Raw genomic sequence first — 22,233 nt, 5'->3', positions numbered from 1 at the left:
CGGGCGCGGGGGCTGTCGCGCCCACGCGGCGGAGCCGCATGACGACCACAGCCCCGCGCCCCTTCAGGAGCGCTTGTCCTCGACCCTGTTCCAGAAGTGGGCGACGATCCCGGTCAGGAAGTTCCTGCCCTTGTCCTCCGCCGAGTCGGTCGTCGGGATGTCGCCCCAGGCCAGGGTCGCCGTCATCTGGCCCTGGTACTCCTCGTGCAGCCCACGCAGCGCGTCCTCGATCAGGCGCTTGTCGAGCGGGACGACCTTGCCCACCTGGCGGACGTAGGCCTGCCAGCGTGTGGTCACCGCGTTGCGCAGCAGCTCCGCCAGTCTCTCCTCCTTGCCGGTGACGGTGACGTAGTCCGGCAGGGAGAGGCTGAGCATGTCGGCCAGGGCGGTGGACTGCCGTTCCGTGCCCTGCCAGTCCTCGTCCTCCTCCATCGCGAGATAGCCGAGGAGGTCGAGGCCGACCGTGAGGGCCACGTCCTCCGGGGCCAGCCCGCAGGCGATCCGGTGTTCGCGCAGGGTGCGCGGCCGGTCGATCAGTTCGCCCGGGGCACACCACAACACGCCTGCCAGCGCGGTGAGTTCGGGACTGCTGGGGATCACCGTCCCGCGCTCCCAGGCGAGGACGAGATCGGGCGTGGCGTACGGCAGCCCGTACGAGGCCCGCAGATCGTGGGCCACGTGCTGGGGCCCCATGCCGAGAGCGGCACGGAGTCTGCGGGCGGCGGGGGCGTTGAAGGGAGGACCTGGCTGGTTCGGCAGAGCTGGGGGTCGGCGCACAGCCGACAAGGTAGGGGTGTCCGGGGGCGCTGACTACGGTCCGTTCGGCCAGGAACACGGATTGTGGGAATGTACGGATTCACGGACGCTGCTCACCTGGTCATCCCTTGACGGCCCCGCCGAGCGCGAACCCGCCGCCCAGCCGGCGCGCGACCAGCACGTACAGCAGGATCACCGGCGTCGAGTAGATGACGGAGAAGGCGGCGAGCTGGCCGTACGCCACCATGCCACGGTTGCCGAAGAAGTCGTTGATGGAGACCGAGGCGGGCATCTGGTCAGGCGAGAGCAGCAGCATGAACGGGACGAAGAAGTTGCCCCACATCATCACGAAGGCGAAGACGGTGACGACGGCGAGCCCGGGACCCATCAGCGGCAGCACGATGCGCACCAGCGACTGCAGGGGGTTGGCGCCGTCCGTCCAGGCGGCCTCCTCCAGCTCCTTCGGGACGCCGTCCATGAAGTTCTTCATCAGCCAGATGGCGAAGGGGAGCTGGGAGGCGGCGAAGAACAGGATCGTGCCCTGCATGGTGTCGATCAGGTTGATCCGGACGAACAGCGCGTACACCGGCACCATGATCGCGGTGATGGGGAGACTCGTGGCGAACAGGACGGACAGCAGGAACGGGCGGTTGAACCGGGAGCGGTAGCGGGAGAGCGGGTAGGCGGCGAGGGCGGCGCAGACGACGGTGAGCGCGGTTGCGCCGCCGCACAGGATCAGGCTGTTGAGCAACGGGGTGTAGGTGATGTCAGGGGTGAGGATCGCGTCGAAGTTCCCGAAGGTGAACCCGTCCGGGATCCGCACCCGCAGGCCGGCGTGCGGGTCGACGGCGGAGAGGACCACCCAGGCGAGCGGCAGCACGAAGGCGGCGGCCACGATCAGCAGCCCGAGGTCGGCGGCGAGCCGGTGCGCACGGCGTTGACGGCGGGGCATGGCCGGGTTCACACCTCCGTGCGCAGCAGGCGCATGTAGACGACGGAGAAGAGCGAACCGACCAGGAGAAGGAGCAGGGCGACCGCGGTCCCGTACCCGATCATGCTGTTCTGGAAGGCCTGTTCGTACATGAAGAGGGGCAGCGTCTGGCTCTTGCCGCCGGGGCCGCCCCGGGTCATCACCCAGATCAGCCCGAAGACGGAGAGCGTCTGGAGGGTGTTGAGCATCAGGTTCGTCCCGATGGACCGCCGGATCATGGGGAGCGTGATGTGCCACATCCGCCGCCAGCCGCCGGCGCCGTCCACCTCCGCGGACTCCTCGATCTCGCTCGGTATCTCGTCGAGGGCGGCGGAGTAGACCAGCATCGAGAAGGCCGTGCCCCGCCACACGTTGGCGAACGACACGGCCAGGATGGGCAGCGTGAACAGCCAGTTCTGCGACGGCAGATGAAGGAGGCCGAGGACGGCGTTGAGGGTGCCCTCCTTGCGGAAGAAGGCGTACAGCAGGAATCCGGCGACGACCTCCGGCAGCACCCACGCCGTGACCACGATGCCCCCGGTGAGCGTCCGCACCGGCTTCGACGCCCGCCGCATCAGCGCGGCGAGCGCGAGGCCCAGCGTGTTCTGCCCGACGAGCGAGGACAGCACGGTGAAGACCAGGGTCAGCCAGACCGCGTTCAGGAACGCGTCGTCGCGGAACGCCCTGCGGAAGTTGGCGAAACCGACGAAGGAGGAGTGCGCCTGGCCGGTGAGCTGGAGGTCGGTGAAGGCGATCCAGGCGCAGTAGACGATCGGCCCGCCCAGGAACAGGAGGATCAGGACCAGGGCGGGGGCGAGCGGGAGGCCGCGGGCGATGCGCCGGGTGACCACGGGATGCCTCACCGGCTGAGTCACTGGGTGACCACTTGGCCGTCGGTGACGTCCTTGAGCGTCGCATCGTAGGTGCCCGCCGCCTTGTCGGCCGACGCGTCACCGGTGGTCACGCTCTCCATGGCCTCCTGGATGGCGGTGGAGACCTTCGGGTAGGCCGTGTAGGCGGGCCGGTAGTGCGTACTGGCGACGAGATCGGTGAAGAACTTGATGCCGGGCTGGGCGGACGTGTACGACGGGTCGCTCGCGACGTCCTTGCGCACCGCGATCCCCGAGTTGGCGATGTACCACTTCTGGGCGTTCGCCTTGGTCTGCATGGTCTTGATGAAGTCGAAGGCGAGATCGGGGTTGCCGGCCTTGGCGGGGATGGCCCAGGTCCAGCCGCCGGACATGCTCACCTTGCCGGGGGCCTGGCCGTGCTGGGTCGGCATGTAGGCGAGACCGAGCTGCCTGGACCAGTCGGGCCACTCGTGACCGCTGCCCTGGAGCCAGTTCTGGGGCAGCCAGGACCCGTCGAGGTTGATGCCCAGCTTGCCCTGGGGCATGAGCTCACCCCAGACGGTGTTCCGGTAGTTGGGGTCGAGCGCGTCGGAGACGTCCGGGCCCAGCTTGTCCTTGTACACGGTCCGGACGAAGGACAGCGCGTCCCTGAACCCCTGGCTCCCGGCGATCCACTTCTTGCTCGACTTGTCGTAGAGCGGGTCGCTGGTCCCGTCGTTGGTGCCGTACAGCAGCATCTCGAAGCCCTGCATGCTGGCCGTCTCGCCGGCGGCCTTGCCGGTGTAGACGTTGAGGGGCGTGACGCCGGGTACCTTCTGCTTGATCGTGCGGGCGGCGGCGAGCACGTCGTCCCAGTTCTTCGGCTGCCAGTCGGCCGGCAGCCCGGCCTTCTCGAACACCCGCTTGTCGAACCAGAGTCCGCGGGTGTCGGTGCCGTCCGGCACGCCGTACGTCTTCCCGTCCTCGCCCCTGGCCGCCGACTTGGCGGTGTCGATGAACTGACCCCAGTCCTTCCACTTGGCCAGGTAGGAGTCGAGGGGCTTGAGATACCCGCTGGTGATGTCCGAGTTGATGAGGAAGGTGTCCTCGTAGACGAGGTCGGGAGCGGTCCGCGGGGATCTCAGCATCTGCTGGAGCTTGGTGTAGTAGTCCGCGTCCGAGGCCTTGATGGGGACGAGCTCGACCTTCTTCCCCGGGTACTGCTTCTCGAACTGCTTCTTGATGCCGGCGAGATAGGTGTCCGTCACCTTGACGGAGTTGTCCATGGACTGCTTGAACGAGACCTTCACGGTGTCCGGACTGCTTCCGGACCCGCTGCCGCACGCGCTGAGCGAGGCGGCGGCGGTGACGACGGCGAGGGCAACGATGCTGACGGCGGTGGGGCGCACGGGCACGACCTCCTCGGCGGCCACTGCGCTGTGGCCTGGGGGTTCGTCTCTCTTGCCGTGTGAAGGTAAGTGGAGTGGTCTAGTCAGGTCAATGTGCGTGCAGTGGACGATGTTCCGGATGCGCTCCACGGCCGGCCGCCTCGTGACGGGTTTCGGCGCGTGGATGCCCGCCCGGCACGAGGACTTCTGCCGGGCGCCGGCCGATCGCGGAGTGAAGGGATCCTCCCCGGAGCCGTGGCGCTCCGGGACTGGTGGGTGCGCAGGACCCGCACCGACACGGACGCGGCCCGTTCGGCGTCCGACGACGCCTGCACGAAAACGAGCGAAGTGGAGAATGGCCAGGTCGGAGGCGCTATGGTCGTCCCGCGTGGGTCGGCCGATCGGGTGGGGAGAGCCGTATGCCGGAGCAGGGCGTCACCGTCGGGCAGCTGCTGCTCGCCGAGTACCAGACGGTCAAGGACGAGCAGAGGGCCCGGATCGGGTTCAGGGACAACCTGCTCTACGTGACACTTGCGGTCGTGGCCGCCGTCATCGCCGCGGCGGCGCAGGCGAAGCAGGCGTCGATGCTGCTGGCGTTGCCGCCGGTGTGTGTGGTGCTCGGATGGACCTACCTGGTCAACGACGAGAAGATCTCGGCGATCGGGCTCTACGTGCGGGACGAGTTGGGGCCGCGGCTCGCTCGACTGTCCGCCCGGGATACGGATTTCAGCACCTTCGGCTGGGAGGCGTACCACCGGACCGACGTCCGGCGGCGGACCCGCAAGACGATCCAGGCCGTGATCGACCTGACGGCGTTCTGCGCGGTGCCGCTGGCCGCGTTGGTGGTGTTCTGGGCGGGCGGGGACGGCGGCGGACTGCTGGTCGGACTGTCCGTGCTGGAGGCGCTCGCGGTGGCGGGGCTCGGCGTGCAGGTGCTGCTGTACATGAGGCCGGCGAGATCGGCCCGGACCGTGGCCTGACACCGCAGGCAAGTGTGCGCGACGACCTGGGCTCTGCCCTGCGCGAGGATGGTCGCCCGGATGAGGCCATCGTGCCTCCAAGCCGCCGACGCCGACACCTACGCCGACACCGGCGCCTACGCCCGAGCCGGCGCCCCCACCGAAGCCGCCCAGGCCCGCGGCCAGGCCGAAAGACTCACCGCTTCCCCCACCGGTACACCAACTCCGGCCTCCCCACCTGCCCGTACAGCGGACTCCGCCCAGCCCGCCCCGCCTCCACCAGGTGCTCCAGATAGCGCCGGGCCGTGATCCGGGAGATCCCCACGCTCTCCGCCAGCGCCGCCGCGGTCAGCCCCTCCGCCGACTCCCGCAGTGCCACAGTGACCCGCTCCAGGGTCGGGGCGCTCAGCCCCTTGGGGAGCGCCGCGGGGGTGGGTGCCCGCAGCGTCGCCAGGGCGCGGTCCACCTCGTCCTGGCCGCTGGCCTCGCCCGCCGCGGCGCGGAACTCCGCGTAGCGGGTGAGGCGGTCGCGGAGGGTCGCGAAGGTGAAGGGCTTCAGGACGTACTGGACCACGCCCAGCGAGACGCCCTCCCGGACCACCGTCAGGTCGCGCGCCGACGTCACCGCTATGACGTCCGCCTGGTGACCCGCCGCGCGCAGCGAGCGCGCGAACTGCAGGCCGTGCACGTCCGGCAGGTGCAGGTCGAGGAGGAGGAGGTCCACCGGCGTGCGGTCCAGGATGCGGCGCGCCTCCGCCCCGGTGTGTGCCTTGCCCACCGCCACGAACCCCGGCACCCGGCCCACGTACATGACGTGCGCGTCCGCGGCCACCGGGTCGTCCTCGACGACCAGGACCCTGATCGGTTGGCCGGTCATCGTGCCTCGCCCCCCGCCAGCGACTCCCGCAACGGCAGCCGTACCTCGAACACCGCTCCGCCCTCCGGCGCCTCCGTCACCGTCAGGGTGCCGTCCAGCCGTACGACCGCCTGCCGTACCAGGGCCAGGCCCAGCCCCCGTCCGCCCGGCCCCGCCGGCTTCGTCGAGAAGCCGCGCTGGAAGACCAGCTCGACGTGGGCGGGGTCGACCCCCGCGCCCGTGTCCGTCACCCGCATCACCAATTCCGCGTCCTCCGCGTACGCGGTCACCGTCACGCGTGCCCTGACCGTCCCCTGGGCCGCGTCCACCGCGTTGTCGATCAGGTTGCCGAGGACGGTGACCAGATCGCGCGCCGACAGGCTCTCCGGTAGCAAACCGTCATCCAGCCGGCTCTCGTCCGAGACCACCAGCTCCACGCCCCGCTCGTTCGCCTGGGCGGTCTTGCCCAGCAGGAGAGCGGCGAGGACCGGTTCGCTGACGGCGGCCACCACCTGGTCGGTCAGCGCCTGCGCCAGCTCCAGTTCCGCGGTCGCGAAGTCCACCGCCTCCTCCGCCCGGCCGAGTTCGATGAGCGAGACCACCGTGTGCAGGCGGTTCGCCGCCTCGTGCGCCTGTGAGCGCAGCGCCTGCGTGAAGCCTCGCTCCGAGTCCAGCTCGCCCATCAGCGACTGGAGTTCGGTGACGTCCCGGAGGGTGGCCACGGTGCCGCGCCGCTCGCCGCCCGAGACCGGGGACGTGTTCACCACCAGGACCCGGTCCGCCGTCAGGTGCACCTCGTCCACCCGGGGGCCAGAAGCCAGCAACGCGCCGGTCAGCGGGGCCGGCAGGCCCAGCTCGGCCACCGAGCGTCCGACCACGTCCTCCTCGGCGCCCACTCCCAGCAGCTCCCGGCCCCCGTCGTTGATCAGCGCCACCCGGTACTGGCCGTCCAGCATCAGCAGCCCCTCGCGCACCGCGTGCAGCGCCGCCTGGTGGTAGTCGTGCATATGGCTCAGTTCCGCGGCGTTCATGCCGTGGGTGTGGCGGCGCAGCCGGGCGTTGACGACGTACGTGCCCAGCGCTCCCAGCAGCAGCGCGCTCGCCGCCACCCCGAGCAGCGCCGTCACCTGTTCCTGGACCCGCTGGCTGATCGCCTCCACTTTGATGCCGGCGCTGACCAGGCCGATCACCCGGCCCTTCTCCTCCACTGGGGTCACCGTGCGCACCGAGGCCCCGAGGGTGCCCTTGTAGGTCTCGCTGTAGGTGTGGCCCTGCTGGGCCGCCTCGATGTGGCCGAGGTAGTGCTTGCCGATCTGGGTCTCGTCGGGGTGGGTCCAGCGGATGCCGTCCGGAGTCATGATCGTGACGAAGTCGACCTCGGTGCCCCGCATCACCTGGAGGGCGTACGGCTGGAGCTCGGTGGAGGGATGCGCGGTGTGGATCGCCGCGCGGACCGACGGCGAGTCGGCGACCGACCTGGCCACCGCCGTCGCCTGCCGGGTCGCCGCGTCCTGCGCCTGGTGGCGGTCGCTGACGTACGTGAACAGCGCGTAACCGGCGACCACGACCGCTATCAGCACGGCCTGCATGGCGAAGAGCTGGCCGGCCAGGCTGCGGGGGCGGGGGACGGACGGAAAACGCATGTCAGCAGTGTGCCTGCCGGGCCGGGCATGAACTCAATGAACGGAAGGGTGACCGCCCTCACAGACCGGGAGATAGTCACGGCATCCCCCACATCGCCCGGACGTGAGCCGCACGCCGGTGGTACCGACGAAGACGTCAAGGAGGGCAGCCGTGGCCGCCGCCAGCACCCCCGATACGGCACCTGCCGCACCCGCTGTGAAGCGGGACCGCACCCATTACCTGTACATCGCCGTGATCGCCGCGGTGGCGCTCGGCATCGTCGTGGGGCTTGTCTGGCCCGACGCCGGGGTCGAGCTGAAGCCGCTCGGGACCGGCTTCGTCAACCTGATCAAGATGATGATCTCGCCCATCATCTTCTGCACGATCGTGCTCGGGATCGGGTCCGTGAGGAAGGCCGCCAAGGTCGGTGCCGTGGGCGGCATCGCGCTCGGCTACTTCCTGGTGATGTCGCTGGTCGCGCTCACCATCGGCCTCGTCGTCGGCAACATCCTGCACCCCGGTGACGGACTGCACATCACCAACGCCCTCAAGGCCACCGGACACGCCCAGGTGGACTCCGAGGCGCTCGGCGGTGTCGACTTCGTGCTGTCGATCATCCCGACCACGTTCGTCTCCGCCTTCACCGAGGGCCAGGTGCTGCAGACGCTGCTGATCGCGCTGCTCGCCGGGTTCGCGCTGCAGGCCATGGGGTCGGCGGGGCAGCCGGTGCTGCGCGGTGTCGAGCACATCCAGCGGCTCGTCTTCCGCATCCTCGGCATGATCATGTGGGCCGCGCCGATCGGTGCGTTCGGTGCGATCGCCGCCGTCGTCGGGTCCGCCGGGCTCGACGCGCTCAAGAGCCTCGCCGTGCTGATGCTCGGCTTCTACGTCACCTGTGTGCTCTTCGTCTTCGTGGTGCTGGGCACGGTGCTGCGGGTCGTCTCCGGGCTCAACATCTTCACGCTGTTCAAGTACCTGGCCCGCGAGTTCCTGCTGATCCTGTCCACCTCCTCCTCCGAGTCCGCGCTGCCGCGGCTCATCGCGAAGATGGAGCACCTGGGGGTCAGCAAGCCGGTCGTCGGCATCACCGTCCCGACCGGGTACTCCTTCAACCTCGACGGCACCATGATCTACATGACCATGGCGTCGCTGTACATCGCGGACGCCCTCGGTACGCCGATGTCGGTCGGCGAGCAGATCCCGCTGCTGCTCTTCCTGCTGCTGGCCTCGAAGGGCGCGGCGGGCGTCAGCGGCGCCGGCCTGGCCACGCTGGCCGGCGGTCTGCAGTCGCACAAGCCCGCGCTGGTGGACGGCGTCGGTCTGATCGTCGGCATCGACCGGTTCATGAGCGAGGCCCGTGCGCTGACCAACTTCGCGGGCAACGCGGTCGCGACCGTCCTGATCGGCACGTGGACGAAGGAGATCGACAAGGGGCGGGTGCGGCAGGTGCTGGCGGGTGAGCTGCCGTTCGACGAGAAGACGCTGCTGGACGAGGGCGAGCCGGTGGTTTCGCCTGACCTTCCCGAGCAGCGGGAGGAGCTGGCGAAGGCGTAGGACGCCGTCGTCGGCCGCGGGCCGGTGGGGGCTGGTCGCGCAGTTCCTCCCCCAGCCTCCGGCCGGGGGTACCCCCAGCGCCCCCTCCGGGGCGCCACGCAAACCGCCGGACGTCCGGCTCGGCCTGAACCCGGGCCGGCCGTCCGGTGCACCCCCTGGGCAACGACTGTCAGCCGTATCCACTAACGTGCCGTTCCTGTCCAACGGGAACGGCACATCGGTATTCGGTATTTGGAGGCACGGGGGATGGCGATCGACTGGGACCGTCGGCACTGCGCGCGCAAGGGGCATGTGACCTATGCCCCGGACGACCCGCGGCTGCGGGTGCGGCTGCACGCGCAGACCGCGGTGGGGGAGGCCTGGCGGTGTCTGCGCTGCGGCGACTTCGCGCTCGGCGAGCCGCACGGCTCCGGGCCCGCCGCGGACGCCCCGCTGGTGCCGCGCGGGAAGGTGCTGCGGGACCTGTTCATCCTGCGGTTCCTCGCGCTCGAGCGGGCCGTGCGCGGGGTGTTCATCGTGCTGGTCGCGGTCGCGGTGTGGAAGTTCAGCAACAGCCAGGACGCGGTGCGCAGGCTCTTCAACGAGTATCTGGACACCTTCCGGCCGGTCTTCAAGCACTTCCACTACGACCTCGACCACTCACCGGTCGTCGGGTCCATCCAGAAGGCCTTCGGCTACAAGCACTCCACGCTGCTGCTGGTGGCCGGACTGCTGCTGGCGTACGCGCTGATCGAACTCGTCGAGGCGGTCGGGCTCTGGTACGCCAAGCGGTGGGCGGAGTACCTGACGGTGGTCGCCACCGCCGCCTTCCTGCCGCTGGAGATCTGGGAACTCACCGAGAAGGTCAGCTATCTGAAGATCGCGACCCTGGTGCTGAACATCCTCGCGGTGCTCTACATCGCCCTCGCCAAGCGGCTGTTCGGGCTGCGCGGCGGACGCCGGGCCTTCGACGAGGAACGGCAGAGCGCCTCGCTGCTGGAGGTCGAGGAGTCCGCGGGGGTCGAGCCGAGCTTGCCTTGACGTCGGCGTCAGGTCCTACGGTCGTAGGCATGCGAATCGGCGAGCTGGCCGCACGGGCCGGGACCACCACGCGGGCCCTGCGGTACTACGAGGCACGCGGGCTGCTGCCCGCGCGGCGGGCCGGGAACGGGCACCGGACGTACGACGAGAGCGACCTGAGGCTGCTCACGCAGATACGGACGCTGCAGGACTTCGGGTTCGAGCTGGAGGAGACCCGGCCGTTCGTGGAGTGCCTGCGGGCCGGGCACCCGGAGGGCGACACCTGCCCGGCGTCGCTCGCGGTCTACCGGCGCAAGCTGGCGGAGCTGGACTCACTGATCGGTGAGTTGCAGGCCGTGCGGGCGACGGTCGGGGCCCAGTTGGAGCGGGCCGAGCGGGCGCGGGAGGTGCTGGCCGCCGAGGCGCTGGTTCCGGGGGGTCCGGAGCCGACCTGTGAACTGGGAGGGACCGGGCGATGATCAAGGCGGCTGGTGTGGCCGAGGTGACGGACGCGGACTTCGCGGCGGAGGTGATCGGGGCGGAGCTGCCGGTGCTGGTGGAGTTCACCGCCGACTGGTGCCCGCCGTGCCGGCAGATGGGCCCGGTGCTCACGGCCCTCGCGGCGGAGGAGGGCGGGCGACTGAAGGTGGTCCAGCTGGACGTGGACACCAATCCGGAGACGACGAACGCGTACAAGGTGCTGTCGATGCCGACGTTCATGGTGTTCCGGGGCGGCGAGCCGGTGCGGTCGATGGTGGGCGCCCGGCCCAAGCGCCGGCTGCTCGAGGAGCTGGCCGACGTACTGCCCGACGTGCTGCGCTGAACCGACCGTTCATACGAAGAATCCCCCGGACAATTGCGTCCGGGGGATTTCTTTGCGTATATTCAAGAGTTCGCGATTTCGGGTCGAGGTGAAATCGATGAAGTCGCGGAGAAGTTCAGTGGGCACAGTATATCCGGGCTGGAGTGGAATTGTCAAACACCGAATTTCCGGACGATGAATTGCGCCATGAGCAGGAATTCATCGACGGACTGTACGCGCGGGTGGACGCCCTGCGCGGCGACACCGAGGACTCGGTCGCGGACGCCCTCGCCCTCGGCGACAAGCCGATGCAGGCCCGCCTGGAGCGGGACATCCTGGTCGCCGAGCGCTCCGGGCTGCTCGCCGCGCTGAACGCCGTCGACGGCTCGCTGTGCTTCGGCCGCATCGACCTGACCTCCGGTACGAAGCACCACATCGGGCGGATCGGGCTGCGCTTGGACGACGCCGAGCGCACCCCGGTCCTCGTCGACTGGCGTGCCGCGGTCGCCCGCCCCTTCTACCTGGCCACCGGCCACACCCCGATGGGCCTGCGCCGCCGCCGGCACATCGCCACCGACGGCCGCCGGGTCGCCGCCCTGCACGACGAGATCCTCGACCTCGGCGACCGCGAGCGCACCGGCCACGAGGACCCGTCCGGCGACGCGGTGCTGCTCGCCGCGCTCAACTCGGCCCGCACCGGCCGGATGAGCGACATCGTGCAGACCATCCAGGCCGAGCAGGACGAGATCATCCGGGCGCCCCACCGCGGGGTCCTGGTCGTCGAGGGCGGCCCGGGCACGGGAAAGACGGCGGTCGCGCTGCACCGCGCCGCCTTCCTCCTCTACGAGTACCGGGAGCTGCTCGCCAAGCGCGCGGTCCTGATCGTCGGCCCGAATCCCGCCTTCCTCGGCTACATCGGCGAGGTGCTGCCCTCGCTGGGCGAGACCGGTGTGCTGCTGGCGACGGTCGGGGAGCTGTTCCCCGGCGTGAAGGCGACGGCGTCCGACACACCCGGGGCGGCCGCCGTGAAGGGCCGCGCCGACATGGCCGACGTGCTGGCCGCGGCCGTACGCGACCGGCAGGCGCTGCCCGACCCCGTCCTCACGATCGAGCACGACCGCGAGGTGCTGATGCTCGACGACGGCCTGGTCAACATGGCCCGCGAGCGCACCCGCGCCGCCCGGCTCCCGCACAACGTGGCCCGCGAGCACTTCGAGGGCCACATCCTCAACACCCTCACCGACCTCTACGCCGAACGCGTCGGCACCGACCCCTTCGACGGCAGCAGCCTGCTCGACCCCGCCGACATCACACAGATCCGCGACGAACTCGCCGAGAACCCCGAGGTCTGGTCCGCCATCGACCAGCTGTGGCCGCGGCTGACCCCGCAGCGCCTGGTCGCCGACTTCCTCGCCGCCCCCGAGGGGTACCTGAGCGACGAGGACGCGGCCGCCGTCCGCCGCCCGGTGACCCGGACCTGGACGGTCTCGGACGTCCCCCTCCTCGACGAGGCCGCGGAGCTGCTCGGCGTGGACGAGCGGGTCGCCCGGGCCCGCGCCGAACGCGAGCGCGAGACCCAGATCGCCTACGCCCAGGGCGTCCTCGACGTCTCCTACGCGTCCCGGACCTACGAGTTCGACGACAAGGAGGACAGCGACCCCGAGGCCTCCGAGGTGCTGTCCGCGCACGACATCATCGACGCCGAGCGGTTCGCCGAGCGCCATGAGGAGGAGGACTTCCGCAGCGCGGCCGAGCGGGCCGCGGCCGACCGCACCTGGGCGTTCGGGCACATCATCGTGGACGAGGCGCAGGAGCTGTCCCCGATGGCGTGGCGGCTCCTCATGCGGCGCAGCCCGACCCGCTCCATGACCCTGGTCGGCGACCCCGCCCAGACCGCGGAGGCGGCCGGCGTCGGATCCTGGGCGGACATCCTCCAGCCGTACGTGCAGGACCGCTGGGAGCACACCCGCCTCGGCGTCAACTACCGCACCCCGTCCGAGATCATGGACCTCGCGGCGGCCGTGGTCCGCGCCGAGCACCCGGACTTCGAGCCGCCGAGCTCGGTCCGCTCGACGGGCGTACGGCCGTGGATCCGGCAGGCGTACGACGACCTCCCGGGCGCCGTCGGGAAGGCGGTCGCCGAACTCGCCCCCGCCGAAGGCCGGCTGGCCGTGATCGCCCCCCGCGACCTGCACCGCACCCTCGCCGCCCGGCTGGACGGCGTCACGGCCGGCGCCGAACCCGATCTGACGCGGACCGTCGTCCTGCTCGACCCGCGCCAGGCCAAGGGCCTCGAATTCGACTCCGTCCTCGTGGTGGAACCCGCCCGCTACGGCACCAGCGACCTGTACGTGGCCCTGACCCGGGCCACCCAGCGGCTGGGCGTGCTGTACACCGGCGGCCTGCCGGACGGGCTCAGGCAGGCCGCAGCCACACCGTAGCCAGCGGCGGCAGGGTCAGCCGGATGCTCGCGGGGCGGCCGTGGCTGCCCAGCGGCTCCGGTTTGACCGGGTCGGGGTTGGTGACGTCGCTGCCGCCGTAGCGGGCCAGGTCGGTGTTGAGGGTCTCGTGCCAGGCGGGGATCTCCTCCGGGACGCCCAGGCGGTAGTCGCGGACCACGGGGGAGAGGTTGGAGACGGCGAGCAGCGGGGTGCCCTCGGCGTCCAGGCGCAGGAACGCGAAGACGTTGTCCTCCGCCGCGTCGCCCACGATCCACTGGAAACCGTCGGGTGCCGTGTCCCGCTGCCAGAGCGCCGGGGTCGCCCGGTACACGATGTTCAGGTCGCGGACCAGGTCCCGCACGCCCCGGTGGTCGGCCGCCGCGCCGTACTCCGGGTCGAGCAGCCACCAGTCCGGGCCGTGCGCCTCCGACCACTCCGCGCCCTGCGCGAACTCCTGCCCCATGAAGAGGAGCTGCTTGCCGGGGTGGGCCCACATGAAGGCCAGGTAGGCACGGTCGTTGGCGCGCTGCTGCCACCAGTCGCCGGGCATCTTCGAGACCAGCGAGCGTTTGCCGTGCACGACCTCGTCGTGGGAGATGGGCAGCACGTAGTTCTCGCTGTACGCGTACACCATCGAAAAGGTCATCTCGTGGTGGTGGTACCTGCGGTGGACGGGCTCGTGGGACATGTACTCCAGCGAGTCGTGCATCCAGCCCATGTTCCACTTCAGGCCGAAGCCGAGACCGCCGCCGTCGGTGGCGCGGGTCACGCCCTCCCACGCCGTCGACTCCTCGGCGATCGTGACCACGCCCGGGGACCGGCGGTAGACCGTCGCGTTCATCTCCTGGAGGAACGCCACCGCGTCCAGGTTCTCCCGGCCGCCGTGCTCGTTCGGCGTCCACTGGCCCGGCTCGCGCGAGTAGTCGAGGTAGAGCATCGAGGCGACCGCGTCGACGCGCAGGCCGTCGATGTGGAACTCCTCGCACCAGTACACGGCGTTCGCCACCAGGAAGTTGCGCACCTCGCGGCGGCCGAAGTCGAACTCCAGGGTGCCCCAGTCCGGATGCGCGGCCCGCAGCGGGTCCGCGTGCTCGTACAGCGGGCGGCCGTCGAACTCCGCCAGCGCCCAGTCGTCCCGCGGGAAGTGCGCCGGCACCCAGTCCATCAGCACGCCGATGCCGGCCCGGTGCAGCGCGTCGACCAGGTACTTGAAGTCGTCGGGGGTGCCGAGCCGGGCCGTCGGCGCGTAGAAGCCGGTGACCTGGTAGCCCCAGGAGCCACCGAAGGGATGCTCGGCGACCGGCATCAGCTCCACGTGCGTGAAGCCCAGGTCGCTGACGTAGGCGGGCAGCTGCGCCGCCAGTTCGCGGTAGGTCAGGCCGGGGCGCCAGGACGGCAGGTGCACCTCGTAGACCGAGAACGGGGCCTCGTGCACGGGGGTGTCGCCGCGGTGCGCCATCCACTCCGCGTCGTCCCACTCGTGCCGGGAGGCGGTGACGATCGACGACGTCTGCGGCGGTACCTCGGTCCGCCGGGCCATCGGGTCCGCCCGCAGCGTCCGGGAGCCGTCCGGCCGGGTGATCTCGAACTTGTACAGCTCGCCCTCGCCGATGCCCGGCAGGAACAGCTCCCAGATCCCGGAGGAGCCGAGCGAGCGCATCGGAGCCCCGGTGCCGTCCCAGAAGTTGAAATCGCCGGCCACCCGAACCCCCCGCGCGTTCGGCGCCCACACCGTGAACCGGGTGCCCGGCACGCCCTGGTGCGTGACCGGGTGCGCGCCGAGCGCCTCCCACAGCCGCTCGTGCCGGCCCTCGCCGATCAGGTGCAGGTCCAGGTCGCCGAGGGTGGGCAGGAAGCGGTACGCGTCCTCCGTCTCCTGGACCGTCCCGTCGTACTCCACGAGCAGCCGGTAGACCGGCACCTCGGAGAGGGGCAGCAGGGCGGAGAAGAAGCCGTCGCCGTCGTCGTGCAGTTCGGCCCGCAGATCACTGCCCGCTACGGCCGTCACCGTGCGGGCGTACGGGCGGAAGGCGCGGACGGCGATCCCGCCCGGGACCGGATGCGCGCCCAGCACCGAGTGCGGGTCGTGGTGGGTGCCGTGCAGCAGCCGTTCGCGGTCGCCGTCGGCTACGGACACGGGGTTGTTGGAGGTCACGGACGCGTCTCCCGGGGATCAGGTCGGGTCGGGGGTGGCCAGGCGGTGTACGGCCGACAGCGGGACGGGCAGCCAGTCGGGGCGGTGCCGGGCCTCGTAGACGACCTCGTAGACGGCCTTGTCCGTCTCGTAGGCCCGCAGCAGGACGGGGTCGGTGCGCGGGTCGGCGCCGGTGATCTCGGCGTAGCCGGCACAGTAGGCCGCCCGGCACCCGCGCGCCCAGCCGGGGGCCGCCGGGGTCACCGAGTGGGCCGCGTAGTCGAAGGAGCGCAGCATCCCCGCGATGTCCCGCACCGGCGGCTGCGGCATCCGGCGCTCGGCCAGCGGGCGGGCCGGCTCCCCCTCGAAGTCGATCAGCGACCACTCACCGGACGGCGAGCGCAGGCACTGCCCCAGGTGCAGGTCGCCGTGGATGCGCTGGGCGGTCCAGGTACGGCCCTCGGCGGCCAGGTCGGCCAGCGCGGTGTAGGCGGACCGCAGGCCGTCCTCGTACGGCCGCAGCGCCGGTACCGCCTGCACGGCCGCCGCCAGCCGCTCCGTCATGCCCGCGACCTGCGACGCCAACTGGCTGTGCCCGAGGGTGGCGGTGGGCAGCGCCCGGGCCAGCGCGGTGTGCACCTCGGCGGTGGCCCGCCCCAGCGCCCGCGCCTCGGCCGTGAAGTCCTCGCCCTTGGCCAGCTCCCGCAGCGCCAGTTCCCAGCCGTCGGTGGCGCCCCGCACGAAGGGCTGGAGGACCGCCAGGACGTACGGCTCGTCGGGCTCACCGTGCTCGCCGGCCAGCTCCGCCCGCAGCCAGGCCGTGGGGGCCGGCACCCGGGCGCAGCCCTCGCGGGCCAGGGCCAGGGGTATCTCCAGGTCGGGGTTGACACCGGGCACGACCCGGCGCAAGAGCTTCAGGATGAACGTATCTCCGTAGACGACCGAGGAGTTGGACTGCTCGGCGGTCAGGAGCCGGGCCACCAGGCCCTCGCGTATCTCCTGGCCCGGTTCGCGTTCGAAGCGCAGGTCGCCGATGCGGGCCCGGGTACGCAGGGCCTCCAGCAGGACCTCGGCCGGCCGGGAGTCGTACAGCGCGTCGTAGACCGTGTGCCCGGCCAGCGGGCCGTCGGTCAGGTGTCCGATCAGCGCGGGCGCAAGCCGGGGCGGCAGCGCCTCGCGCACGCCTATGAGGAGCTGGTAGCAGTCGCCGGCCTCGGCGGGGGCGGGCGGCTGGTGGGCGCGGACCAGCAGGTGGTGCAGGCCCAGCCGGCCGTCCGAGGGCAGGAGTTCGGTCTCGGCCACCGCGGAGAAACCGATGACCGGGGTTCCCTTGCCGGCGAACCAGCGCTGCCGGGGCAGCCACTCGCGCAGCAGGGGGTCGAGCGAGGCGAGGAGAGCGGGAGTGGAGAGGCTGACCGTTTCCGCCATGGCGGGTACGTCCTTTCCCCGGGTCGTCGGGGGCGTTAGTGATGCGTGCCCCGGGCGGGCGGGAGGAAACCCGTTACCGCCGCCCGGGGTGGACTGTGCCGAGCGCTCCGCCGGCTGCGCCGTTCTTCGGCTGCGGGCCGGTGGGGGCAGGTCGGGCCCACGCGGCGGCAGCCGCGTGTCCGATACCGCCCCGCGCCCCTTACGGGGCGCTCACCACCGGGTCCGCCGACTAGACCGCGTCCGCGCGCAGCCGGAACCAGTAGAAGCCGTGGCCGGCCAGGGTGAGCAGGTAGGGCAGTTCGCCGATCGCGGGGAAGCGGACCCCGCCGAACAGCTCCACCGGATGGCGGCCGTTGAACGGCCTGAGGTCCAGCTCGGTGGGCTGGGCGAACCGCGAGAAGTTGTGGACACAGAGGACGAGATCGTCCTCGTACTCCCGGAGGAACGCGATCACCGCCGGGTTCGACGACTGCAACTCGGTGTAGGACCCCAGTCCGAAGGCAGGATTCTGCTTGCGGATCTCGATCATGCGGCGGGTCCAGTGCAGCAGGGAGGACGGCGAGGACATGGAGGCCTCGACGTTGGTGACCTGGTAGCCGTAGACGGGGTCCATGATGGCCGGCAGGTAGAGGCGTCCGGGGTCGCAGGAGGAGAAGCCGGCGTTGCGGTCGGGGGTCCACTGCATGGGGGTGCGTACGGCGTCGCGGTCGCCGAGCCAGATGTTGTCGCCCATGCCGATCTCGTCGCCGTAGTAGAGGATCGGCGAGCCGGGCAGGGAGAGGAGCAGGGCGGTGAAGAGCTCGATCTGGTTGCGGTCGTTGTCGAGGAGGGTGGCGAGGCGGCGGCGGATGCCGATGTTGGCGCGCATACGCGGGTCCTTCGCGTATTCGGCCCACATGTAGTCGCGTTCCTCGTCGGTGACCATTTCCAGGGTCAGCTCGTCGTGGTTGCGCAGGAAGATGCCCCACTGGCAGCCGGACGGAATGGCGGGGGTCTTGGCGAGGATTTCCGAGACGGGGTAGCGGGATTCCCGGCGGACCGCCATGAAGATCCGCGGCATCACCGGGAAATGGAACGCCATGTGGCACTCGTCGCCGCCGCTGCGGTAGTCGCCGAAGTAGTCGACGACGTCCTCAGGCCACTGGTTCGCCTCCGCCAGCAGCACGGTGTCCGGGTACTGCGTGTCGATCTCCTTGCGCACCCGCTTCAGGAAGTCGTGGGTGGCGGGGAGGTTCTCGCAGTTGGTGCCCTCGCGCTGGTAGAGGTACGGCACCGCGTCGAGGCGGAACCCGTCGATGCCGAGGTCCAGCCAGAAGCGCAGCGCGGAGAGGATCTCCTCCTGGACGGCCGGGTTCTCGTAGTTGAGGTCGGGCTGGTGCGAGAAGAACCGGTGCCAGTAGTACTGCTTGCGGACCGGGTCGTACGTCCAGTTGGAGACCTCGGTGTCCACGAAGATGATCCGGGCGTCCTGGTACTGCTTGTCGTCGTCCGCCCAGACGTAGTAGTCGCCGTACGGCCCGTCGGGGTCCTTGCGGGACTCCTGGAACCACGGGTGCTGGTCGCTGGTGTGGTTCATGACGAAGTCGATGATGACGCGCATGCCGCGCTGGTGGGCGGCGTCGACGAACTCCACGAAGTCGGCGAGGTCGCCGAACTCGGGGAGGACGGCCGTGTAGTCGGAGACATCGTAACCGCCGTCCCGGAGCGGGGACTTGAAGAAGGGCGGCAGCCAGAGGCAGTCGACGCCGAGCCACTGCAGGTAGTCGAGTTTCGCGGTCAGGCCCTTGAGGTCGCCGATGCCGTCGCCGTTGCTGTCCTGGAAGGAGCGGACCAGGACCTCGTAGAAGACGGCGCGTTTGAACCAGTCCGGGTCCCGGTCCTTGACGGGTGTGTCCTCGAAGGTGTCCGGGACGGGTTCGTTGACGATCATTGTGTGGGTGACCCTCCGATCCGCGGGGACGGTCGCAGGACGGTGAGGATGTGCGCGGTCCGGTGCCCCGGTTCCAGGCGCACATAGTTGGCCCTGCCCCAGTTGTAGGTTTCGCCGGTGAGCTCGTCGCGCACCGGTACCGACTCGTGCCAGTTCAGGCCGAGTTGCGGCATGTCCAACGAGACCGTGGCCTCCTGGGTGTGGTGGGGGTCGAGGTTCACGACCACCAGAACCGTGTTCGATCCGCTTCGCTTGCTGTAGACGATCACCGCGTCCTGGTCGGCGTGGTGGAAGTGGAGGTCGCGCAGCTGCCGCAGGGCCGGGTTCTCGCGCCGGACGGTGTTGAGGCGGGTGATGAGCGGTGCGATGCCGTCGGTGTCGGCGCGGGCCCAGTCCCGGGGCTTGAGCTGGTACTTCTCCGAGTCGAGGTATTCCTCGGAGCCCTCCTTCAGCGGGGTGCTCTCGCAGAGTTCGTAGCCGCTGTAGATGCCCCAGGTGGGAGAGAGGGTGGCGGCGAGCACGGCCCGGATCTCGAAGGCGGGCCGGCCGCCGTGCTGGAGGTAGGCGTGCAGGATGTCCGGGGTGTTGGCGAAGAAGTTCGGCCGCATGTAGGCGGCGGTCTCCCCGGCGAGTTCGGTGGCGTACTCGGTGAGTTCCTGTTTGCTGTTGCGCCAGGTGAAGTACGTGTACGACTGCTGGAAGCCGATCTGGGCCAGGGTGCGCATCATCGCGGGCCGGGTGAAGGCCTCGGCCAGGAAGATCACATCGGGGTCCTCGTGGTTGATCTCCGCGATCACCCGCTCCCAGAACACCACCGGCTTGGTGTGCGGGTTGTCCACGCGGAAGATCCGCACCCCGCACTCCATCCAGTGCCGCAGCACCCGCACCGTCTCGGCGACCAGCCCGTCCATGTCGGCGTCGAAGGCGACGGGATAGATGTCCTGGTACTTCTTCGGCGGGTTCTCGGCGTAGGCGATGGTGCCGTCCGGCCGGTGGTGGAACCACTCCGGGTGCTTCTCCACCCACGGATGGTCCGGCGAGCACTGCAACGCGAAGTCCAGCGCGACCTCCAGCCCGTGCCGGCCCGCCTCCGCCACGAACCACCGGAAGTCCTCGATCGTGCCCAGGTCCGGGTGGACGGCGTCGTGACCGCCCTCGGGCGAGCCGATCGCCCACGGCACCCCCACGTCCTCGGGGCCCGCCTCCAGGGTGTTGTTGGGGCCCTTGCGGAAGGTGGTCCCGATGGGATGGACCGGCGGGAGATAGACCACGTCGAAACCCATCTCCGCGATCTTCGGCAGCCGCCGCGCCGCCGTCCGGAACGTGCCGTGCGGCCGCTCCGGCGTGCCCTCCGAACGCGGGAAGAACTCGTACCACGAGCCGTACAGCGCCCGCTCACGCTCCACCAGCAACGGCAGCGGCTCCGAAGCGGTCACCAACTCCCGCAGCGGATACCGCGCCAGGACTTTCTCCACCTCGGGGGCGAGAGCGGCGGCCAGGCGCCAGGGGGCGGGCCGTTCCTCGTCGCGGAGGGCGGCCGCCGCGGTCAGCAGGATTTCCCGTTTCTTTGCCTTGGGGACCCCGGCGGCGGCCCGTTCGTGGAGCCGGGCACCCTCCTCCAGGACCAGTTCGGTGTCGATGCCCGCGGGTATCTTGATCCGCGCGTGGTGGCGCCAGGTGGCGACCGGATCTCCCCATGCCTCGACCTGGTAGGTCCAGCGGCCCGGCTTCCCGTCGACGGTCACCGTGGCACCCCAGCGGTCCGTGCCGGGGGCCAGTTCCCGCATCGGGGTCCAGGGTCCGGGCCGGCCCTTCGGGTCCCTCAGTACGACGTTCGCGGCGACGGCGTCATGGCCCTCGCGGAAGACGGTGGCGGTGACCTCGAACGACTCCCCGGTGACCGCCTTTGCGGGCCGGCGCCCCTGCTGGACCAGCGGGCGGACGTCGAGGACGGGTATGCGGCCGACGGCGGTGTCCGCGGCCGCGGGGGGTGGCGCGTCGGGTGACGTGCGCCGGGTCGGAGGTGCTGACGGTTGGTGCGTGGCGGGCATGACCGCTCCTGTCCGCGGCAACTGGGTGTGGGCGGATGGGTGGTGGGGAGGTGGGTCCTGCGGGGTGTGGGTGGTGTTGTACCGCTGCCTGGTGTCAGTGCTGTGTCTGTGGGGTGTACCGGAGGAGCCTTCCCACCCTATTCGGGTGGGCAATCCGGCACTTTGTTAACTACTCAGCCGTATGTCTACGTACAAGACCGGCCCCGTTCACGGCGAACGGGGCCGGTGGCGTGATCGCGTACCAGAAACCGCTTTACGACTCCGGCACCCGAAGCAGCCTGTTGGGCGACCCGTGCCCCGCATCGGACACCTTCCCGCTCGCCGCCCCCGCAATCAGGGCGGCGGCGACCTGTGCGGGGGTCGCCCCGCGGTGCCCGGCGAGGAAGAGGGCGGCGGCGCCCGCGACGTGCGGTGCCGCCATCGACGTACCCGAGTAGGTGGCCCTGGCCGTGTCGCTCGTGTTCGAGTCCGAGGTGATCGCCACGCCCGGGGCGAACAGGTCGACGGCCAAGCCGTAGTCGGAGAAGCCCGCGCGGGCGTCGGTGCGGTCGGTGGCGCCGACGGTGAGGGCCTGCGGCACGTCGGCCGGCGAGTAGCGGGCGGCCGGGACGTCGCCGTTGCCGGCGGCGACCGTGTAGGTCACGCCCGCCCTGATCGAGTTCCGTACGGCGGTGTCCAGTTGGGCGCTGTGGAAGCCACCCAGGCTGAGGTTGGCGACGGCCGGTCTGCGGGCGTGCGCGGTGACCCAGTCGACACCGGCGATGACCTGGGCGGTGGTGCCCGCCCCGGTGTCGTCCAGGACCCGCACGGAGACCACCCGGGCCTTCTTGGCGACGCCGTACCCGGCACCGGCGATGATGCCGGCGACATGGGTGCCGTGCCCGTTGCCGTCACCGGCGGAGCCGTCGTTCCCGACGAAGTCCCAGCCGTAGCTCGCGCGTCCGCCGAAGTCGGTGTGCGTGATGCGGACACCCGTGTCGATCACGTACACGGTGACGCCGGCGCCCGCCGATCCGGGCGAGGTGTACGACCTGTTCAGCGGGAGCCCCGCCTGGTCGACGCGGTCCAGCCCCCAGGACGGCGGGTTCCTCTGTACGTTCCGCTGGGCGCGCGTCAGTCGGACCCGGCTGTCCTGGACGACGGAGGCGACCCGCGAGTCCGCGGCGAGCCGCCCGGCCTGTGCAGCGCTTGCCTCGACGGCGTAGCCGTTCAGCACGGTGCCGTAAGTATGGCTTATTTTCGCCCCATACCGGGCGGCGACGTCCCTCCCGGCCGCCGACGCCCCCTTGATCCCCTCCTTGAGCGTCACCAGATAACTCCCGCCTACCGAACCGGCCCGGCCGGCGCCGACGACGGTTCCCTCCGGTACGGCGTGCGCGGGCAGGGTGGCCGCCGACAGCACCGCGGCCGTCACGACCGCGGTCAGGCCCCCCACCAGACGCAGCCGCGGGCTGTACGTCCGTGCCATGGCTGTGAGTCCCCCTCCTCAGCTCGGATGGGCAGCGTCTCGTG

General features: G+C 70.6%; 17 protein-coding genes. 6 read left to right on the top strand and 11 right to left on the bottom strand.

What is annotated here, in order from left to right:
* Positions 1-63 precede the first annotated feature (63 nt).
* The 4 genes from BLW82_RS13430 to BLW82_RS13415 form a co-directional block, all read right to left on the bottom strand.
* Positions 64-777, bottom strand: a complete 714-nt coding sequence (locus tag BLW82_RS13430) for an XRE family transcriptional regulator (protein WP_371131336.1) — start codon at positions 775-777, stop codon at positions 64-66.
* A gap of 100 nt (positions 778-877) precedes the next feature.
* The gene (locus tag BLW82_RS13425; protein WP_093508027.1) at positions 878-1,708 is read right to left on the bottom strand and encodes a carbohydrate ABC transporter permease; all 831 of its coding nucleotides are present in this window, start codon (positions 1,706-1,708) and stop codon (positions 878-880) included.
* Positions 1,709-1,716: 8 nt separating this feature from the next.
* Positions 1,717-2,601, bottom strand: a complete 885-nt coding sequence (locus BLW82_RS13420; RefSeq protein WP_371131335.1) for a carbohydrate ABC transporter permease — start codon at positions 2,599-2,601, stop codon at positions 1,717-1,719.
* The gene (locus BLW82_RS13415) at positions 2,598-3,965 is read right to left on the bottom strand and encodes an extracellular solute-binding protein (RefSeq protein WP_177232935.1); all 1,368 of its coding nucleotides are present in this window, start codon (positions 3,963-3,965) and stop codon (positions 2,598-2,600) included. The genes BLW82_RS13420 and BLW82_RS13415 overlap by 4 nt, the downstream gene beginning before the upstream one ends.
* 398 nt (positions 3,966-4,363) lie before the next feature.
* Between BLW82_RS13415 and BLW82_RS13410 the strand changes: the two genes are divergently transcribed.
* Positions 4,364-4,924, top strand: coding sequence for a hypothetical protein (locus BLW82_RS13410; RefSeq protein ID WP_093499010.1), 561 nt, complete (start codon positions 4,364-4,366; stop codon positions 4,922-4,924).
* 175 nt (positions 4,925-5,099) lie between these two features.
* Here BLW82_RS13410 and BLW82_RS13405 read toward each other — a convergent pair whose 3' ends face one another.
* Both BLW82_RS13405 and BLW82_RS13400 read right to left on the bottom strand, forming a co-directional pair.
* Positions 5,100-5,780: a response regulator gene (locus BLW82_RS13405; protein WP_093499009.1), complete on the bottom strand. Its 681-nt coding sequence runs from the start codon at positions 5,778-5,780 to the stop codon at positions 5,100-5,102.
* Complete coding sequence (locus BLW82_RS13400) at positions 5,777-7,402, bottom strand: sensor histidine kinase (protein WP_093499008.1); 1,626 nt, start codon at positions 7,400-7,402, stop codon at positions 5,777-5,779. Before BLW82_RS13400 ends, BLW82_RS13405 begins: the two co-directional genes overlap by 4 nt.
* 151 nt (positions 7,403-7,553) lie before the next feature.
* Here BLW82_RS13400 and BLW82_RS13395 point away from each other — a divergent pair, with 151 nt between their 5' ends.
* The 5 genes from BLW82_RS13395 (at position 7,554) to BLW82_RS13375 (ending at position 13,178) form a co-directional block, all read left to right on the top strand.
* On the top strand, positions 7,554-8,936 hold the full coding sequence (locus tag BLW82_RS13395) for a cation:dicarboxylate symporter family transporter (protein WP_093499007.1): 1,383 nt from the start codon (positions 7,554-7,556) through the stop codon (positions 8,934-8,936).
* Between the two features lie 246 nt (positions 8,937-9,182).
* Positions 9,183-9,956 (top strand): DUF2127 domain-containing protein, encoded by a 774-nt coding sequence (locus tag BLW82_RS13390; RefSeq protein WP_093499006.1) that lies wholly within the window; start codon positions 9,183-9,185, stop codon positions 9,954-9,956.
* Between the two features lie 29 nt (positions 9,957-9,985).
* Positions 9,986-10,414: a MerR family transcriptional regulator gene (locus BLW82_RS13385; RefSeq protein WP_093499005.1), complete on the top strand. Its 429-nt coding sequence runs from the start codon at positions 9,986-9,988 to the stop codon at positions 10,412-10,414.
* A gap of 14 nt (positions 10,415-10,428) precedes the next feature.
* Complete coding sequence (locus BLW82_RS13380) at positions 10,429-10,758, top strand: thioredoxin family protein (protein ID WP_177233285.1); 330 nt, start codon at positions 10,429-10,431, stop codon at positions 10,756-10,758.
* 179 nt (positions 10,759-10,937) lie between these two features.
* The gene (locus BLW82_RS13375; RefSeq protein WP_256215783.1) at positions 10,938-13,178 is read left to right on the top strand and encodes a HelD family protein; all 2,241 of its coding nucleotides are present in this window, start codon (positions 10,938-10,940) and stop codon (positions 13,176-13,178) included.
* Here BLW82_RS13375 and glgB read toward each other — a convergent pair.
* The 5 genes from glgB to BLW82_RS13350 all read right to left on the bottom strand — a co-directional run bounded on the left by glgB (position 13,153) and on the right by BLW82_RS13350 (position 22,189).
* The gene (glgB, locus tag BLW82_RS13370) at positions 13,153-15,333 is read right to left on the bottom strand and encodes a 1,4-alpha-glucan branching enzyme (protein ID WP_093499002.1); all 2,181 of its coding nucleotides are present in this window, start codon (positions 15,331-15,333) and stop codon (positions 13,153-13,155) included. The two genes, BLW82_RS13375 and glgB, sit on opposite strands and share 26 nt — an antisense overlap.
* Positions 15,334-15,351: 18 nt before the next feature.
* Positions 15,352-16,740: a maltokinase N-terminal cap-like domain-containing protein gene (locus BLW82_RS13365; protein WP_093499001.1), complete on the bottom strand. Its 1,389-nt coding sequence runs from the start codon at positions 16,738-16,740 to the stop codon at positions 15,352-15,354.
* Between the two features lie 229 nt (positions 16,741-16,969).
* Positions 16,970-18,670 carry a maltose alpha-D-glucosyltransferase gene (gene treS / locus BLW82_RS13360; protein ID WP_093499000.1) on the bottom strand — a complete coding sequence of 567 codons (1,701 nt, stop codon included), beginning with the start codon at positions 18,668-18,670 and terminating at the stop codon, positions 16,970-16,972.
* Entirely contained in the window at positions 18,667-20,721 is a 2,055-nt protein-coding gene (locus tag BLW82_RS13355; protein WP_093498999.1) for an alpha-1,4-glucan--maltose-1-phosphate maltosyltransferase, read from the bottom strand. The genes treS and BLW82_RS13355 overlap by 4 nt, the downstream gene beginning before the upstream one ends.
* 253 nt (positions 20,722-20,974) lie before the next feature.
* Positions 20,975-22,189, bottom strand: coding sequence for a S8 family peptidase (locus BLW82_RS13350; protein ID WP_093498998.1), 1,215 nt, complete (start codon positions 22,187-22,189; stop codon positions 20,975-20,977).
* Positions 22,190-22,233: the final 44 nt, after the last annotated feature.

The sequence above is a fragment of the Streptomyces sp. Ag109_O5-10 genome (assembly GCF_900105755.1).
In the GTDB taxonomy this organism is placed as follows: domain Bacteria; phylum Actinomycetota; class Actinomycetes; order Streptomycetales; family Streptomycetaceae; genus Streptomyces.
The sequence above is the reverse complement of the archived record's forward strand: the minus strand, read 5'-3'. Positions and strand labels throughout refer to the sequence as shown.